Source organism: Paenibacillus sp. 79R4, assembly GCF_013393165.1.
GTDB lineage: Bacteria > Bacillota > Bacilli > Paenibacillales > Paenibacillaceae > Fontibacillus.
In genome coordinates, this window is sequence record NZ_QJOT01000025.1 from 24,760 (window position 1) to 41,254 (window position 16,495).

At 49.6% G+C, this 16,495-nt stretch carries 16 protein-coding genes; all 16 read right to left on the bottom strand.

Features of this window, described 5'->3' with window-relative positions; genetic code table 11:
• Position 1: 1 nt before the first annotated feature.
• Positions 2-826 carry a hypothetical protein gene (locus DMN77_RS22510; protein WP_068781565.1) on the bottom strand — a complete coding sequence of 275 codons (825 nt, stop codon included), beginning with the start codon at positions 824-826 and terminating at the stop codon, positions 2-4.
• Complete coding sequence (locus DMN77_RS22515) at positions 823-1,536, bottom strand: hypothetical protein (protein ID WP_068781566.1); 714 nt, start codon at positions 1,534-1,536, stop codon at positions 823-825. Before DMN77_RS22515 ends, DMN77_RS22510 begins: the two co-directional genes overlap by 4 nt.
• A 52-nt stretch (positions 1,537-1,588) precedes the next feature.
• Positions 1,589-2,485: an SAF domain-containing protein gene (locus DMN77_RS22520; RefSeq protein WP_068781567.1), complete on the bottom strand. Its 897-nt coding sequence runs from the start codon at positions 2,483-2,485 to the stop codon at positions 1,589-1,591.
• Positions 2,486-2,506: 21 nt separating this feature from the next.
• Entirely contained in the window at positions 2,507-4,015 is a 1,509-nt protein-coding gene (locus DMN77_RS22525) for a serine/threonine protein kinase (RefSeq protein WP_256872552.1), read from the bottom strand.
• Positions 4,016-4,407: 392 nt separating this feature from the next.
• Positions 4,408-5,478, bottom strand: coding sequence for an SAM-dependent methyltransferase (locus tag DMN77_RS22530; RefSeq protein ID WP_218653098.1), 1,071 nt, complete (start codon positions 5,476-5,478; stop codon positions 4,408-4,410).
• A 15-nt stretch (positions 5,479-5,493) separates the two neighbouring features.
• On the bottom strand, positions 5,494-5,847 hold the full coding sequence (locus DMN77_RS22535; RefSeq protein WP_068781569.1) for a cyclic-phosphate processing receiver domain-containing protein: 354 nt from the start codon (positions 5,845-5,847) through the stop codon (positions 5,494-5,496).
• Positions 5,848-5,878: 31 nt separating this feature from the next.
• A complete protein-coding gene (locus DMN77_RS22540; RefSeq protein WP_068781570.1) occupies positions 5,879-6,733 on the bottom strand; it encodes a deoxyribonuclease IV in 855 nt (284 codons plus the stop codon).
• Positions 6,723-7,541 (bottom strand): Fpg/Nei family DNA glycosylase, encoded by an 819-nt coding sequence (locus DMN77_RS22545; RefSeq protein WP_179016357.1) that lies wholly within the window; start codon positions 7,539-7,541, stop codon positions 6,723-6,725. The genes DMN77_RS22540 and DMN77_RS22545 overlap by 11 nt, the downstream gene beginning before the upstream one ends.
• Positions 7,542-7,654: 113 nt before the next feature.
• Entirely contained in the window at positions 7,655-8,464 is an 810-nt protein-coding gene (locus DMN77_RS22550) for a TIGR01457 family HAD-type hydrolase (protein WP_068781572.1), read from the bottom strand.
• Between the two features lie 243 nt (positions 8,465-8,707).
• Entirely contained in the window at positions 8,708-9,658 is a 951-nt protein-coding gene (gene rnz, locus DMN77_RS22555) for a ribonuclease Z (RefSeq protein ID WP_068781573.1), read from the bottom strand.
• Between the two features lie 80 nt (positions 9,659-9,738).
• Positions 9,739-13,176 carry a methionine synthase gene (gene metH / locus DMN77_RS22560; protein ID WP_068781574.1) on the bottom strand — a complete coding sequence of 1,146 codons (3,438 nt, stop codon included), beginning with the start codon at positions 13,174-13,176 and terminating at the stop codon, positions 9,739-9,741.
• Between the two features lie 453 nt (positions 13,177-13,629).
• Positions 13,630-14,040: a FixH family protein gene (locus tag DMN77_RS22565; protein ID WP_179016358.1), complete on the bottom strand. Its 411-nt coding sequence runs from the start codon at positions 14,038-14,040 to the stop codon at positions 13,630-13,632.
• Between the two features lie 40 nt (positions 14,041-14,080).
• The gene (locus DMN77_RS22570; protein WP_195714284.1) at positions 14,081-14,875 is read right to left on the bottom strand and encodes an HAD family hydrolase; all 795 of its coding nucleotides are present in this window, start codon (positions 14,873-14,875) and stop codon (positions 14,081-14,083) included.
• Between the two features lie 64 nt (positions 14,876-14,939).
• Positions 14,940-15,473, bottom strand: coding sequence for a hypothetical protein (locus DMN77_RS22575; protein WP_068781577.1), 534 nt, complete (start codon positions 15,471-15,473; stop codon positions 14,940-14,942).
• A gap of 120 nt (positions 15,474-15,593) precedes the next feature.
• Positions 15,594-15,767 carry a DUF896 domain-containing protein gene (locus DMN77_RS22580; protein ID WP_082790141.1) on the bottom strand — a complete coding sequence of 58 codons (174 nt, stop codon included), beginning with the start codon at positions 15,765-15,767 and terminating at the stop codon, positions 15,594-15,596.
• Positions 15,768-16,018: 251 nt separating this feature from the next.
• On the bottom strand, positions 16,019-16,264 hold the full coding sequence (locus DMN77_RS22585) for a LysM peptidoglycan-binding domain-containing protein (RefSeq protein ID WP_372776443.1): 246 nt from the start codon (positions 16,262-16,264) through the stop codon (positions 16,019-16,021).
• Positions 16,265-16,495: the final 231 nt, after the last annotated feature.

Below are 16,495 nucleotides of genomic sequence, written 5' to 3' on the forward strand. Positions count from 1 at the left end.
GCTAGGCCCCCTTGTCGTCAGATAAGGATATCAGGGGCATATATGTGTCTGACGCAGCGGCCATTGCGCCACCAATCTGCTGAAAAGCTTCCAGCAGGGTCCCGCGCCTTGCCCTCATTCGGCCAAGCAGCTGTATCCGGCGGAAATACCGGAGCAGGTCATGCTCATTCCAAGCATCTGCGAACCCGGTATCATAAGCGATGCCGTACAGCGGAATTTCACAGCCGTAATACCGTTTGATATTTGCAATATTCCATTTGGCCTGACGATCGTAATGGCGGAGAATGATACCTTTTACCTTGTTCTTCGCTGCCTCAGAGCAAGAACGGTAATATGCAAAAAACGGATCCAGTTCGGTTCGATTCTGCTGCAGCACAGGCAACAGCAGCGCCGCCTCCGTTTCGGCAACAGGCAGTGTTATGCTGCTGCGATGCAGGAACACAAGTTCATACACCTCCTCTGCAGCCCCATATAACTGCTGCAGCACAGCGGCTGTCTGCTTGCCCAGCCCTCCCCTTGTACCGGGAATGAGGTCAAGACGGCTGTTAATCAGCGGTCTAGTATAATCCGCTAAGTTATATCGCGATAGGCGCCGATTCATAAGCAGCCGCAGCAGGGCTTCCGTCCCGGTTTCTGTAATCTCTGAGCCATCTCTAACGGCTGTTTCGTCATAGACCGGAAAGCCACGCTCTATTCCCTGACCTGGCTCATCTTCATTAATGATCAGTATGCGACGTCTCTGGTAGAGCGAAGCAGCAATGGCGATGGCAGCGGCAATATCCGCAGCACCGTTATAACTGTAATCCCAAACAACAATTCGGCTCATATGGCCCTCCTTCTTGCACTGCGCATAGCCCTGTTTGCCTCGCTTCTGGTCCATCCGGTCAGCTGTAAGATTAGAGAGATCAGGGCTCTTCTATAAGAGCGGGTGATTTTGTCGATATGAAGCTTATGCTCATGCCCGTTCTCATAATGGATGGCCGTATTAAACTCACTCCAGGCAATGCACGCAACGTCTGTATTCCACTCTATCGGCAAATCCTCGGCCAGACCCATCATGTAATTTGCGGTTAAGTAACTCTCCACCGTTCTTATCAGAACAGGATGAACAAAAACCCCCGCAAGTTCAGGGTCCGAGCTAAGCCACTGTCTGAACCAGTCCGCACTTCGTTCCACCTCATAGTAATCAAAGGTGGTCACCCATAGGATCTGATCCACTTGTGAGCGGAGTCCTGCCTGTGGCTGATCCAGCTCAAAATCATACAGTACAAAGTCGTAGCTCTCGTCCCCAGTATAGATGGCTTCCGGTAATTCCGCTCCCGCTTCCGAAGCTTGCATCTCTCGATTTGTGATATCAAAGCCGCAGAACTCGATTCGTGGTAAAGTGCCCTCTCTATTACGGGCAAGATATTGATATTTGCTCCCGGCCGTTCGATCTACAAGCAACACACGCTGTCCGGCCGCAGTGAGCAGCTTGCAAATGTAGAGAATAAGCTCCCGCTTATCACTCACACCGGCAAATAACCAACGTTTCATCCGATTCCCTCCCAATAAACCTGGACATCTCATCAACTCACCCGATTACCGGCTATTCCTTCCCAGCATCAAGCGCAAATGAATCGCTTCCCTCTCGTGAGCTACGAACAGATGCTGCTGAAGATTTCTGATTGATAAATTCAGCCGCATGCTGCGACGTCACCGAAGCCAAGTCTCCTTCCAACCCTGCTCTTATCGAAGCTGTTAGCGCATGTTCCGCCAAATCTATGATGTTCGGATCCTTGCGGATCACCTGAAGCACGGCGTCGCTCGGCGGATAGGTCGGTATGGCTTCCCGCTGCAAATATGGCTCCACATACTTAAGCGCATAAATGGAGGCCTTATGCAAATAAGCATCTACGATCCCGCTGGACAACAGCAGAATCTCCTCCTCATTGAGGATCGAGTTCACTACGCCTGGAGCGAGCGATTCAACCCGTTTCTTGGACAGCAGGATGTAATCCTGTCCGGTCGGGAACTGAATCCGAATATCGACGACATCCTTCTGCTTCAGTTCACCCGGCAGCTGAATAAAACCCATCTCACGATAACGAAGATCGTCAGCAACGGCCCCTTCCTCAAACAACAAAGAGCCGGTAAGCAGCGTATTGGGGGCGACCGTAATTTTGGGGCTCTTGCCGACGATATCTTCGGAGGCATGTAACCAATCGCCCGGAACGCTGTTCACGGGTAGAACAATCGACGCCAGATCCTGCCTTGCAATGCGTTCGCCAGCCGGGATTTCCCGCAATAAAGTCCAGCCGGCGACAACGTCACCGGAAGCCTGCTTTAAGGCAGATATCTCACCCTCATACTGCTTCATGAGAGATGTCCGCATTTGCTCCAATCGGCTGGAAGCATGGACAGCATACCCTGTGAAGGCAACCCCGACGATGCCTGCACCAACCAAGCCCGCATAAATCAATTGCCTTGTTCGTTTCCTAATCACTAGATTCTCACCTCCTCTTGATTACTTCTTGCCCGACAACCAGAATCCGCGTTTGACTGGGCGGATGCCTTGAGGCAACACTTCACTGCATGCCTGCAGCAATGCCATCTCCATCGCCTGTCCAGGAACAAATGGATTACTTACGGCTGGCAGTGCAAAGACGAGCTTCGTATTCAATAATTTCTGCAGCCTGTTAACGTCTGGTCCCCCCGCAAACGGAAGGCAGTATACCGGGGATCGTTTGATCTGACCAGAAGCATCGGCGGAGAACAGTTCCATTTCATCTATCCTCCAAGCAACTGCTGAACCTACCAAAATCGCCAAATCCGCCCTGATAAATTCCTCAAGCAGATCCTTGCGCCTGCTGGAACCCAGATCACAAATAATATAGGTATAGTCCTCCGCAAACAGATCAAGCATCTCAACCCGCGAGCTGGCCCTTAGATAATCAACGCCTTCAATCCGAGCGCGTCGATGGGGAAGCTGTCTGGAATGTCCCCCCTCCACCCCCAGCCTGTGAAAAATCCGTTCGAACGCCGTTGCCCGGGAGTCCAGCTCAAGTACAGCGACCCTTCTCGAATATCTGGCCAACGAATGAGCAAGTGAAACCGCTGTATGCGTCGTTCCGACCCCCGGACCCGCTCCCATCACCGCTATTACAATTGAACGGCCAGAAGCAGCCGCCCCAGCTCCCCCCACCCGCACTCCTCCCCTGACTCCAGCACTTCCAGCTTGCGAACGTTCGAGCAGCTTGCTTAACGCAGCGCCCGCTTCCTGCGCTGTCTGGAAACGCTCTTCCGGGAGGCTGTGCAGCAATTTCTCAATCGCAGGAGCAAGCTGAGAAAATCCACGCTTGGCAAGCAGGGTCATGGCCTCTGACGTGCATTCCGTATATTTGCAATGAGTGCCCAAATATAGCAGTATCGCACCTAAAGAATACAAGTCCGCCCTTCCATCACTCTGCCGGCCCCCGTATTGCTCCGGAGCTGCGAATCCAATCGTCCCCAGCTTGATCGTATCCTCAAGTCCATCGGGCTTAAATTTGCGGGCGATGCCGAAATCTACAAAGCGGATCTCCCCCTTCCCATCGATCAACAAATTTGAAGGCTTCAGATCGCGATGAATAATCGGCGGCTTGCGACTGTGCAAATAATGCAAGCCTTCGCAAATCTGCACTCCAATCCCGATCAGCATTTCCGGCTTGAAGCCTCGGCCCAGCCTCTGCACATGCTGGTCCAGATGAACCCCAGCGATGTAGTCCATGACAAGATAAGAACGGCCTTCCGAATCACTGGACCAGAAGTCAACGATCCGCGGCAGGCGATGGTGATTCATCGCGATCAGAAGGGCTGCTTCTTCCTCCAATTGCAGCTCCCTTGGCATATGGGCCGCCATCTCCTTGATTGCCCAAAGCTTCCCTGAAAGCTTCAAATCCGCAGCCAGATAAACGTGGCTCATGCCGCCCTGTCCGATCAAACGCTCGATCCGGTATCGTCCCGCTATTACATCTCCTTCAGCAAGCAACGCCATATGCGGCAAGCAATAACCTCCTTTGCAACACAAAAAGGGAAAGCAATCACGTTCAGCTCAGATTAACCGAGACTAAACGGGATGCTTTCCCTATTGTTATTAATGTATAATTTTGGAATCAGTATAGCACATACTTGCGAGAAATCAAACTCTTTTTTTGCAGAAAGTCCAAAAAGTCCGAAATTGATCCCAAAGTAATACTGAGAGCTTATTTGAAATCAAATCTTGAATTCAGCCTGACCTAAGCAGATGCTTGCAATGTCATCCTTTGGAAATACCTCAGGTGTTCACGAACCCAAACGAACGCTCCGCTCCTCATGCGCTAGCTTCATTCAACCTTGTCGGTGCTAAAAACCGGTCTTGTAAACTCGTACACCAAAAAATTCACGGCATTAATATTTAATCATATACAGAGTGATTTCATCACGATTATGGAACAGCTGTTTAGCACGCTGGACTTGCATTTGCGCCGCCTCAAACAGGGATATCACTTCCTGAATAAGCGCCATGGGCTTCTTGCTCATCAGCTTGACAGTAACCACTGCCGTTCCGCCCGGAACAAGCGCATACAGCAGATCAATGACCATTTTGGCGGTCTGCTTCGGATTCCAGCTCATGTCGCATACGAGCAAATCGAACTCTCCATCGCGAAATTTAACGCTGTCTGCATTTTTACGGATATGAGTCAGCTGCGGTGAAGCCAATATCGATGGATGCATTTTTGCCGGATCAACCGCCGTTACCTTGAGACCTCGCTCCAACAGGAACGAAGACCAGCCCCCTGGAGCTGCCCCGATATCAAGCGCTTCATGAAAAGCTGAAAAGTTAATATTGAAAACCGCTTCTGCTTCCAGCAGCTTGAACTTCGCCCGTGAAATCTGCCCTTCCTCGCGCTGGAAGCGAATCGCTCCGCCATTCCAGTCCGATAAATTCTGCTGTGGCGTTGAGATTCCCGCCAGGACCTGATCCTTGCTGATGAATACAGATATGATCCAATCCGCATCCCTCACCACAAACTCAGCTCCAAGTTCATCCAATCGCGTCTGAAGCATGTCTTTGAGCGACACCGCACTCCCCTGCCATAATGCACTCTCGGCTTTCCGGGGCTGAATAGCGACCTTTGCTCCTGTTAACCGCTCATCCTCTAAAAGGTATTGAACAAGATCATTTTCCCAGGCTTGGTCTGAATTCTCTTCGTTCATCATCCATTGCCAGCCTACCGGAAACATATGACGCAAAAATAACGGCTGCACCTCAGCAAACTGTCGCTCAATTTGTTGTGGCTCTTGGGGCAGAGTGACCAGCAGAACTTCTCCTGGGACAAGTACAGCACTCTTAACCGAACCAAATAATCTGCGCAGCTCCTCTTGTGCATACGGAGCGAATCCATGATTCGCTGTACACACATATCGCGCCGATGTGATGGTCTGCGCCTCATCTGTATTATCTATATGAATATTCAAGTTGTGCAACCTCTCTTACTTTCCAGCACGCTGTTCTTCCTGACGCGCAATAGCATCCAGTCGCTCGAACGGAATCGGGCAGTTATGCAGCACGACGTGCTCCGGTTTATTTTGATATAAAATTTCGTACATGCTCTTCTTACCGCACATGCTTGAAGTGTGTAAATAGATTTCACGGGGATACAGGCCTTCCCTGGCAATCGCAACCGCCACTTCGGTACCTGTTTTCTCGTCCGGGCCCATATCATGGTCCAGCGATAAAATATCAACTTCAGTCAATCGCAGCAGCTCAATGCACTCCTCCACCGAGCGAGCTAATGTAAACCCTTTTGGACATCGTCGAAAATCGTCCATATATACATGAATCACGTTATTCTTCCTTTCCGCTGTTATTCCAGCACTAACTCTCGGCCCACCGCCTTATCAGCTCCATATCCTCTCTATACGTTCCATCCGCTCCAGTAGCGGTCTCTAAAATAAACGGTACATGCCGGATGGCATCCATCTGCAGTAACCGTCTGAAACCTGATTCTCCTATAAATCCTTGCCCGACTCTGGCATGGCGGTCCTTCCGAGAATGAAGCGGGTACCTGGAATCATTCAGATGAACGACCGAGAGAGCTTCCCAGTATCCAAGCCGCTGAGCCTTAGCCGCAAATTCATCATCTTTCTCCCCCATCCACATTCCCGCAGCAAAGGCGTGACAGGTATCAAGACAGAACCCAATCTGCTCGGGAGAATCACATAGCTTGCGAATCTGAACCATCTCTTCCAGCGTCATTCCCATGTCCCCATGGTCCCCCGCCTGGTTCTCGATGAGCAGCTTGGCCTGGCCTGGCCAATTTGCAAGCACTTTATTTATACATTGTATAATATTTTGATAATTTTGTAAGGGGTTTCCAGCCTTATTTGTGCCAAAATGAACTACTATTCCGATAGAACCGCAGGCTTCAGCGATCTCCAGATCGTTCCGCAGCGATTCCGCCACCCTTTGAAATAGTCCGTCTCCGTTGCCCGGGTCAGCCGCCAAATTGCTCGGGTAGGGCGTGTGGGCCACGGACACAATATGATTTGTGAGACAAAGCTGGCGGCAAGCCTCAGCATCTCGTGCATCGAAAGACTTGACCGACAGACCCCTTGGATTTTTGGGAAAATACTGAAAAGCCCCTGCTCCCATCTGCAGCGCTGTCTTTGCAGCACCGGAGTATCCGTAACGAATGCTGAAATGTCCGCCTACTTTAATCTCATCGATCATGCTGACAACCCGGGCTGTAGAACACTTTACGCCCGCCCATTTCTGTCTTTACGATCTGATCTCCGCAGCGGGAACAAGTCTCCCCGCCCCGATCGTATACCTCACAGATATCATTGGAACCGCCTGTCAAGGTATCCCCCTTAAATACGGGCATTTCCATATAACCTCCGGCTTCAGTCGCCTTAACCAACACCTCACACATCGCATGGTACAGACGCGAGAAATCTGCTGTATCAAAGTTTTGCAGCTTGGCTGACGGCCGCAGTCCAGTCGCAAATGCGATTTCATCCGCATAACAGTTACCGATCCCCGCGATAATATCCTGATTCACCAAAGCGGTCTTCAGACTGCTGCGACGATGCTGTAGAAGGCTGATAAATTTCTCTTCGTTCATTCTCCGTCCGAGTGGCTCCGGTCCCAGATGAGCCAGCGCTTCTTCCGCTTCCTTGGCACTGAGGATATGTAGATACCCCAGCCTTAATCCCATGAAATATAGCACAAGGTCAGGGCCGAAGGTAATCTCTATCTGGGTAGTCCGCTTCGGACGATCCTCGGATGAGCCCAGATACATCAGTCCGCCAAGCATCAGATGCAGCAGCAGACGACGTCCGTTGTCCAGATGGAACAAGAGATGTTTCCCGCGCCGCTCCACAAACACGACTTGTCTGCCCAGCAGCCCGGAGCGGAAAGCCTCCGCCTCTACGTTAATCGATTTCTCACGGTTAACCGTCACGGCAGTGATCGATAAGTCTAAGATATGCTGTGATAGTTGTACTTTATAATTTTCCATTTCCGGCAGTTCCGGCATGGCTCATCTTCCCTTCATTCTTATGTTTAGAGGTGGTTCAGAGAATCCACTTGTGACTACAAGGTCAAATCGGTAGGCCTCCTCGACAGCGAATCTTGAATTCGCTTTGGCCCTTAAAAGCCCCTTCCGCACACCAACTTGCGAACCTCATCGAGGTCACCACAGATCACATCGGGCTGAATCCCTGTTCCGGCAACATACTGTTCCAGATTTTGCTCTGTGGTTACACCAGTCAGCACCAGTATCGTACCGCAGCCAGCATTGACCCCGGCCGATATATCTGTCAGCATATTATCGCCAATGACTGCGACCTCTTTATTGCGGAGGCCCAGCCGATCGATTGCGAATTTCATCAAGATTCCCGACGGCTTGCCGATCACGATCGGTTCGACACCCGATGCCGCCTTAATCGCCGCAGCGATAGTACCTGCTCCTGGCATCAGTCCATCCTGTGCTGGCAACTGCAGGTCGGGATTAGTCAGCACATAACGCGCACCGCTCGCGATCGTCCGAGCCGCCTTCGTTAATTTCTCATATGTAAAAGAACGATCAATTCCCTGAATCACTACATCAGGATGCTGCTCATCACACGTGATTCCCGCCTCACGCAAAGCCTCCAGCAATCCATTCTCTCCAATCGGGGCTACTTTACTACCCGGGTATTGCTCAGCTACGTACTGTGCCGCAGCTACGGCCGAAGTGCATACATGTTCTTCGTCGGCAGGGATTCCCAATTGCTGTAAATGAGCTGCAACTTCTGCCGGTGTCCGTGAAGAATTGTTCGTTACGAACAGATAAGGGATATCAGCAGCCTGGAGATCTGATATCAATCGATCCGCTCCAAGTATCATACGGTTTCCATGATATAAAGTTCCATCTAAATCTATAAGATAAGCCTTCCAGCCGGCTGTTAATTTGCTCATCGTTTTACCCTCCTCTGTATCAAATATCATTGTACATGGAAAACAAAAGGACAAGCAAATTTCCGAACAATTCGCTGTCAAAATAAACAGTAAATGGGATGTACCCCTGTCAAACTACCGTGTTATCCCGTCTGGCCGCGTCGAACAAAATCGAAGTGGAACTATCCCGTTTCCCGGATTTAGCAAACTTTGCAATCGCCTGTCAAATCCTGCGCTTTCCCGGAAAATAATTCATCAAGGCTATTATTTCCCACCCTGTTCTTCCTCACCAGCTCGTGCTACCGGGTACGTCACATGCTCTCTTGCCAGTTCGGTATTTGCGAAGGTATGCTTCGCTTCAACAAGCAAACGGTGGAGCTGTTCCTCGGATTTATACCTTGAACTGAAATGCGTAAGATAGAGCTGCTTTGCGCCTGCGGCTTTCGCCGCTTTAGCAGCCTGCTTTGCGGTGCTATGATGATAATCATGGGCTGTCTGCGCTAATTCATCGAGAAAAGTGGATTCATGAACCAAAACATCGGCTCCCTCTGACAGACGGATCACAGCCTGACAAGGGCGCGTATCTCCAAGGATCGTGACGATTCTGCCTTGCTTAGGTTTGCCCAACACTTCATCCGGCGTTATGATAACACCATCTGGGGCCTCCACGCTTTCCCCCCGTTTCAGCTTGCCATATAGCGGACCTGGCTTGATCCCGTGACTGGCAAGTATTACAGAATCAAGCTTGCCCGGGAGGTCCCTCTCGATGACCCGATAGCCATAGCTTGCAATCCGGTGGTCCAGCAGTTCGGACTCGATGCAAAAGGTCTCATCCTCAAAGATTGTCCCACCTTCATGTTCAACGATATCAAGTCGATAGTCGATTCTTGATTCGCTAATATTCAGGGAGGTCGTTATATATTGCTTTAGCCCCGGCGGACCATATAGGGTCAACGGTGTATTTCCTCCCTGATAGGCCCTGCTCGAGACCAGCCCTGGCAGCCCGAACAGATGATCACCATGAAGATGCGTAATGAAGATCTTCTCCAACTTGCTAAGCTTGAGGGGCGAGCGAAGTATTTGATGCTGGGTCCCCTCTCCGCAATCAAATAACCAGAAGCTGCGCCGTTCATCAAACAGGCGGAGCGCCAGCGATGTTACATTGCGCTCCAATGACGGAACCCCGGCATTTGTGCCCATGAAATATAATTCCATGAATCTAACCTCCTTAAGGCTTATAGCCCTTCAAATTGCCCGAGAACCCTCCGTAAACCGGAGGGTTCTCGCTATTCAATCTAGGCTTTATCTACATTAAAGTATTGAGCCTGAGGATGCGCAAATACCATGGCAGAGACGGAAGCCTCCGGCTCCATCATAAATCCTTCCGTCAGCTCAACGCCGATATCCTCCGGCTTCATCAGCTCGAATAACGGGCCTTGATCCTCCAGATTCGGACATGCCGGATATCCAAAGGAGACTCTTATACCTTGATATCTGGCTCCATGGCGCTGCTTCATCGTCATATCCTGAGGATCCGGGAAGCCCCAAATATCGCGCATAATATGATGCACCCGTTCGGCAAGAGCTTCAGCCGTCTCCAAAGCAACGGCCTGCAGCGCATGCGACCGCAAGTAATCTCCGCTGTCCTTCCATTTCTCTGACAATTCACGGACACCTTGTCCAGCCGTAACGACGAGGAAACCTACATAATCCATCATACCACTATCCACAGGCTTGAGAAAATCCGCCAGGCATAAATACGGTTCAACCTGTTGTCTTGGGAAGCTGAAGGTTTTGAGAACTTTACTGTGATCTTCCGGAGCGTACACGATAATATCATTGCCTGATGATTGTGCCGGGAAGAAGCGATACATTGCATTCGCCCGAATAATACCGTCACGGGCGGCATGTGCCAGTATCTCGTCCACCGTCTCTTTCAATTGAACGGCCTTCGGATCGTTCTTGGCGAGCAGCTGCTCCACCGAGCCCCGCAATCCCAAATGATGGCCTAAGAGCATTTGCATGTTAATATACGGAATAATGTGCTGAATCGGATAATCTCTTAAAATATGACGTTCCAGATCAGGCGGCTGATATACCGGCACATCCAGCGATATTTTTGAGCGTTCAACCCGGGTTAGCTGTGGCAGCGGAGCCTTCTCGGCGACCTTGGAATCCGCTTCTTTCTCCACTTCCATGTCCAGCCGCATCTTCTCACGCTGTTCCTTATCCATCAGCTTATTGGCCAGATCGAGCCCATCCATCGCATCCTTGGCATAAACGACAAGTCCATTATACTCGGGACGAATCCTTGTCCTTGTGAATTTGCGTGTCAGCGCCGCTCCGCCAACCATGATCGGCACATCGATTCCTGCTCCGCGCAGATCTTGAGCGGTAGCAACCATCTGCTGCGCCGACTTAACGAGCAGACCGGATAGCCCGATCGCATCGGCTTTCTCCTCGCGGTAAGCTTCAATAATACGCTCCGGTGGTACTTTTATGCCCAAATTCACGATTTTGTAACCGTTATTGGAGAGAATGATTTCCACCAGGTTTTTACCGATATCATGCACATCGCCCTTCACGGTAGCCAGCAGGATCTTGCCTTTGACAGATGTCTCATTCTTCTCCATAAAGTCCTCCAGGAAGGCTACGGACGCCTTCATGACCTCAGCACTCTGCAGCACCTCCGCCACGATAAGCTCGTTGTTGTTGAATAGCCGTCCGACCTCTTCCATGCCTGCCATCAGCGGACCGTTGATGACCTCAAGCGCGCTGTAGCGATTCAACGCTTCCTCCAGATCGGGAATCAGTCCTTCTTTTGTGCCTTCTACTACGTAAGAAGCGAGCCGCTCCTCGAGAGAAAGATTTATCGCCTTCTCCTTCTTCTCTACCTTCTTGTTACGGAAAGCAGCAACAAACGCAGCCAAAGTCTCGTCATTCGTATTATAGATCAGCTCTTCAGCTAATTTACGTTCTTCCTCTGGAATGGAAGCATAACGTTCCAGCTTCTCGGTATTCACAATCGCATAATCGAGCCCTGCCTTCGTACATTCATACAGAAAGACGGAGTTTAGCACCTCACGTCCCGCTTCCGGCAAGCCGAAGGAGACGTTGCTGATTCCAAGCACGGTATGACAAGCTGGCAGCTCCTGCTTAATTAGACGAATGCCTTCGATCGTCTCCTTAGCTGAGCCTATATATTGCTCATCTCCTGTTCCGACCGGAAACACCAATGGATCAAATATAATATCCTCCGCGGAAAGGCCATACTTGCCCACGAGCAAATCATGCGAACGCTTGGCCACTGCCAGTTTGCCCTCCCTCGTGATCGCTTGTCCTTGCTCATCGATCGTACCAACAACAACCGCTGCCCCATATTTGTGAATCAGCGGAGTTACGTTCTCGAATTTTTCTTCGCCATCTTCAAGATTAATGGAGTTAATTATCGACTTGCCCTGACAGTATGTCAGAGCGAGATCCAGCACCTTGGAATCCGTCGTATCGATCATCAGCGGCACCTTCACCTTCTTGGCTACAAGCTCCAAGAAAAGCTGTATATCCTGGGCTTCATCGCGATCCGGGTCCTGGACGCAGACATCGATGACCTGAGCTCCATTCTTCACTTGAGCACGGGCGATCTCCGACGCCTCCTCATATTTGCCCTCGACGATAAGGCGTTTGAACTTGCGCGATCCGAGGACGTTCGTTCTCTCTCCAATCATATACGGACGGTTGTCCGCTTCAACATAAACGGGATCTATACCGGATAATGCCGGCGGATGCTCGCCGCGAATCGCTCTCGGTTCATAGCGGCTCATCTTATCCGCCATAGCAGCAATATGAGCCGGGGTCGTCCCACAGCAGCCACCTGCGATGTTCAGCCAGCCTTGCTCAGCAAAACCTGCCAGCTTCTGGGCCAGCGAATCCGGTGATTCGTGATAATTACCATTCTCATCAGGCAGCCCGGCATTTGGATAGCAGCTTATCGCCGTTCTGGCCATATCGGATAAAGTTCTGATATGATCACGCATGAATTCGGGTCCTGTTGCACAGTTGAGTCCAATCGAGATCGGCTTCAAATGCTCCAGCGAGATATAGAAGGCTTCGATATTCTGTCCAGCCAGGGTCGTTCCCATCGGCTCAATCGTACCAGATATCATCAGCGGCAGTCTGATTCCGGACTTCTCATAAGCTCGGGTAATTCCGATGCTTCCCGCCTTTACATTTAACGTATCCTGTGATGTCTCAAGCAGCAGTACATCGACGCCCGCCTCGATGAGTGCCAGCGCTTGTTCTTCATAACTGTCTATCAGTTCGTCAAAAGTTACTCCACCTGTAACCGACAATGTCTTTGTCGTGGGGCCAAGCGCACCAACAACATAACGCGGATGATCCGACGTGCTATATTTATCAGCCGCAGCAATCGCCAGACGCGCAGCCGCCAGGTTAATCTCGCGCGCTTGGTCCTGCAGCCCGTATTCGGCAAGGACTATGGAGGTGGCGCCAAATGTATTTGTCTCAATTAGATCGGCTCCCGCTTCCAAGTATTGCTCATGAATGTTCTGAATCACATCCGGACGGGTGAGCACAAGCATTTCATTACAACCGTCCAGGTCTTCCCCGCCAAAATCGGCCGGTGACAGGTCCTTCTGCTGAATCATGGTGCCCATAGCCCCATCGAGGATTAATATTCGTTCTTTCATTCTGGACTCTAGACTTGGTTTACTCATGTTCAATCCCTCCCGCAAAACGTTAAGTTTTAGTGTATCAGAAGTCTGCCATTAAGAAAAGATGCAATTGCAAATCGGAAAGTGCGCGCCATGACTGACCTTAGCACTGAATTTGAAGCGTTGACTCAAACGCGGCCATCCCATCACAGCAGATATTTAACTCTATGAAAAGTCACTTAATGAACAGGTAATCGCATCAAGCTAATGAGAATTGGAAACACGAATAAATTTCGTAAGGAAATTAAAAACGTTCGTAATTCTCTGCGTTTTGCTTGAATGAGTAAAACGCGGCCTTCTCCCTCTGCACTTCGTTCTGTGCCGAACTAATATGGCCCTCTATCCCCTAAGGAATGAGGGGCCGCCTTTACAAATATGCAACACAATGAAGACATAAAAAAACTGCCCCTCGTAATGAAGAGCAGTCTTTAAATACAACATTTTGCATCCTTAGCTTTACTCATGAACTGTAAATTTCTCCGATGGCATCGAATGCTGATCTCTGGCCGTAACATGGGAGATCACTTGATAGTTGCCCGCCTCTTTAAAGGTCTTCTCCAGCACGTAGGTTCCCTCTCCAGCGCTCTTAACGGTGACTTTACTATGCTGTTCCTCGGGATCCCCGTCCTTCCAGATCTCAAACATAACCTCTTTCGCGTCATCTACCGTCTTCCCTTGTTGCGTAACCTTGGCCTCAAAACGAACCTTCTCGCCTGCTTGAATCTCCGTCGGATTCACTTGAAGTTCCACCTGAATGGGTTCCATAGCCATGTTGTCTGCATGATTGTCGGATTTTTTATCTCCACAACCACTAATCACAATGAGAACAAGTGCGAATAACAGAACACTCCAGCCTCTTCTCCGCATGCTATCTTCCTTTCCTCATGAATCTTAACAACGAGATCTTTTAAGCTAATTCGTCCATAATCTGGTGCAATTGGGACAGGTGAGAAATTTCATAATTCGGCACAATCTCATCATTACGGGTCTTCTCATCCCGATTGATCCAAACGGCTTTAATGCCAACGCTAAGGGCTCCGCGAATATCGGTCGTGAGCTTGTCCCCAACCATTAAGGTTTCTTCGGGCTCTGTTCCTAATTGCTCAAGCGCATGCCTGAAAATCGTGGAATCCGGTTTGCCTTTGCCAAAGCTGCCGGAGATAATGATCTTATCGAAGTAACCGGATAGTTCCGGCACTCCATCCAGCTTCTCTTGCTGCAGGGCAGGGCAGCCATTCGTTAATAGAAGCAGCTTAACCTTCCCTTTGAGCTCCTGCAAAATTTGGAACGTCTCTTCATATACATAAGCACGTCCCCGGCGTTCTGCAGCAAAGCCTTCCGCAAGCTCGGCAGCTAATTCTTCGTTAGCGATGCCTAGGGCAAGCAAGCCGCGATGCCAGGATTCCTTGCGATAGATCGGTGCCAGCTCTTCAAGCTGACGGAACTCCGGCTGTTCCCCAGCAGAGAAGTTAGCCCAAAGCCCTTCAAATGGATTGATCCCGATCATTTTCGTAAAAGAAAATGTCTCATAGGATTCATACAATTCCCTAGCTTCCCTGCGGACAGCTGCTTCCAGTTCTGTCGGGTTGCAGCCTGTTACTGCTTCAGCCTTGCGGCAGGTCTCCTCGAAAGCCTCTTTTACGCTCCGGTCATCCCAGAGCAATGTATCATCCAAATCAAAGCATACCGCTTTTATGGTCACTTCGACCACTCCTCCCTCTCCCATGCCAAAATGCATCACTTGCTATGCGCTCTCCGGAAATTTCTTATTCTCTCTCAAACGGAACATGATGAGTATGTGCGAACTGCTCCAGGCGGTCTCCCATAGCTGCCGTATCAAACTGATTGCGGGTACGATAGAATACCCAGTTCGCATCCTTGATCTTGGGCACGATCATAATCTTCTTGCGGCTCACTTTGATTTTGCTAATGTTGCCCGCTTCCAGAATACGATCGCGGTTGTACTTGGTTGTATATACCCAGTTCTTGTTAATCCGTAGGTAGGGTCTTCTCATGAACAAAGTGAAGGCAAGCAGTAAGTACAGCCCAATCGTCAGCCAATAGAGCCAGGTACTCATATCTGCTGAATTACCGATCATTCCAACGGTTGAATACAACAAGGCGATGAACACTAACACGCCCGGCAGGATGATATTTCGCCCCCGGAAAATGTCGCCCTCCCCTCTTGCACCCAGCGATCTCCGCGGATCGGATGCCTTGCCTGTCGTAATCGTAGGCCCTTTCCCTTTTTGGTTCAGTCTTTTTTGATTGCGTTCTACTTTTCTGTCAAATGAACCCATACTTTGTCCTCCTCATATTAATAGCGCTATCAACATGATAAGCCTACGCCTTGTCCAGCCCATCAAGCCCCGTACATGTCGCAAGCCACATGTTATGTATAGCCAGCCCCAGGGGCCGGCTTATTCATCGACGATTTCGATTTGTTCTAATCTTTGACGGAAATTCGCCCGGAAATTCTCGAGATATCTCTCGCGTAGCTTCGCTCTCTCCAGAATCTCTTCTTCGGTTAATCCAACAGATTTATGTTTGCGGGCCAATTCATTGATTCGCGCAACAACAGATTCTATATCCATAATTCCCTCCCCAAGTCGTTAATCTTTTATGATTACAGCTCTCATCCTCATAATATAGAAAGGTTCAGATGCAAGCCGCATTTACTACTCATGCAAAGCAACAATTATTCATACTCTGACATGAGAAAAAGAGCTTGTCAAGGCAGTGCCGCCTTTAGTGCAAGCTCTCTTCATTATATAGTAATTTTCCTTCATCGTAAAACAGTATCGACATTCATTTCGCGGACTTGTCAGAACGAACCTACAGCAGCTCAATTAGGGAGAACCAGCACTTCTCCGGCTTGTATCGAACTTACATGCTTTCCATTAACACGTCTAATTGAATCTATATATTTTCTAATGTCTTTGCCTTGGGGTTTATGCTCGGAAGCAATCTCCCATAACGTATCACCCGGCATCACAATAACTGTCTCCAACGGTTTCTTATCCGCATTATCATTTGATGAGGCAAAAGCCGAGACTACTCCTGTACAGGTTAACAATAGCAGTACTAGCACCAGCATCGTTCTCTTAGCGGTTCTAGAAAGATGGGCACTCCGGCTCCCTGACGAAATAGCAGATTTATGAACTGGCTCCGTATAAATACTCTTATAAGTGCTATATTTAAGCATTTTCCTCACTCCAAACAAGTGTTCTTATTACTGAAATTAATATAACACGAACATTTGTTTGATTCAATACTTTTTCGAACATTCGTTCTCTATTTTTTTTGCAGCATTTTACGGCTT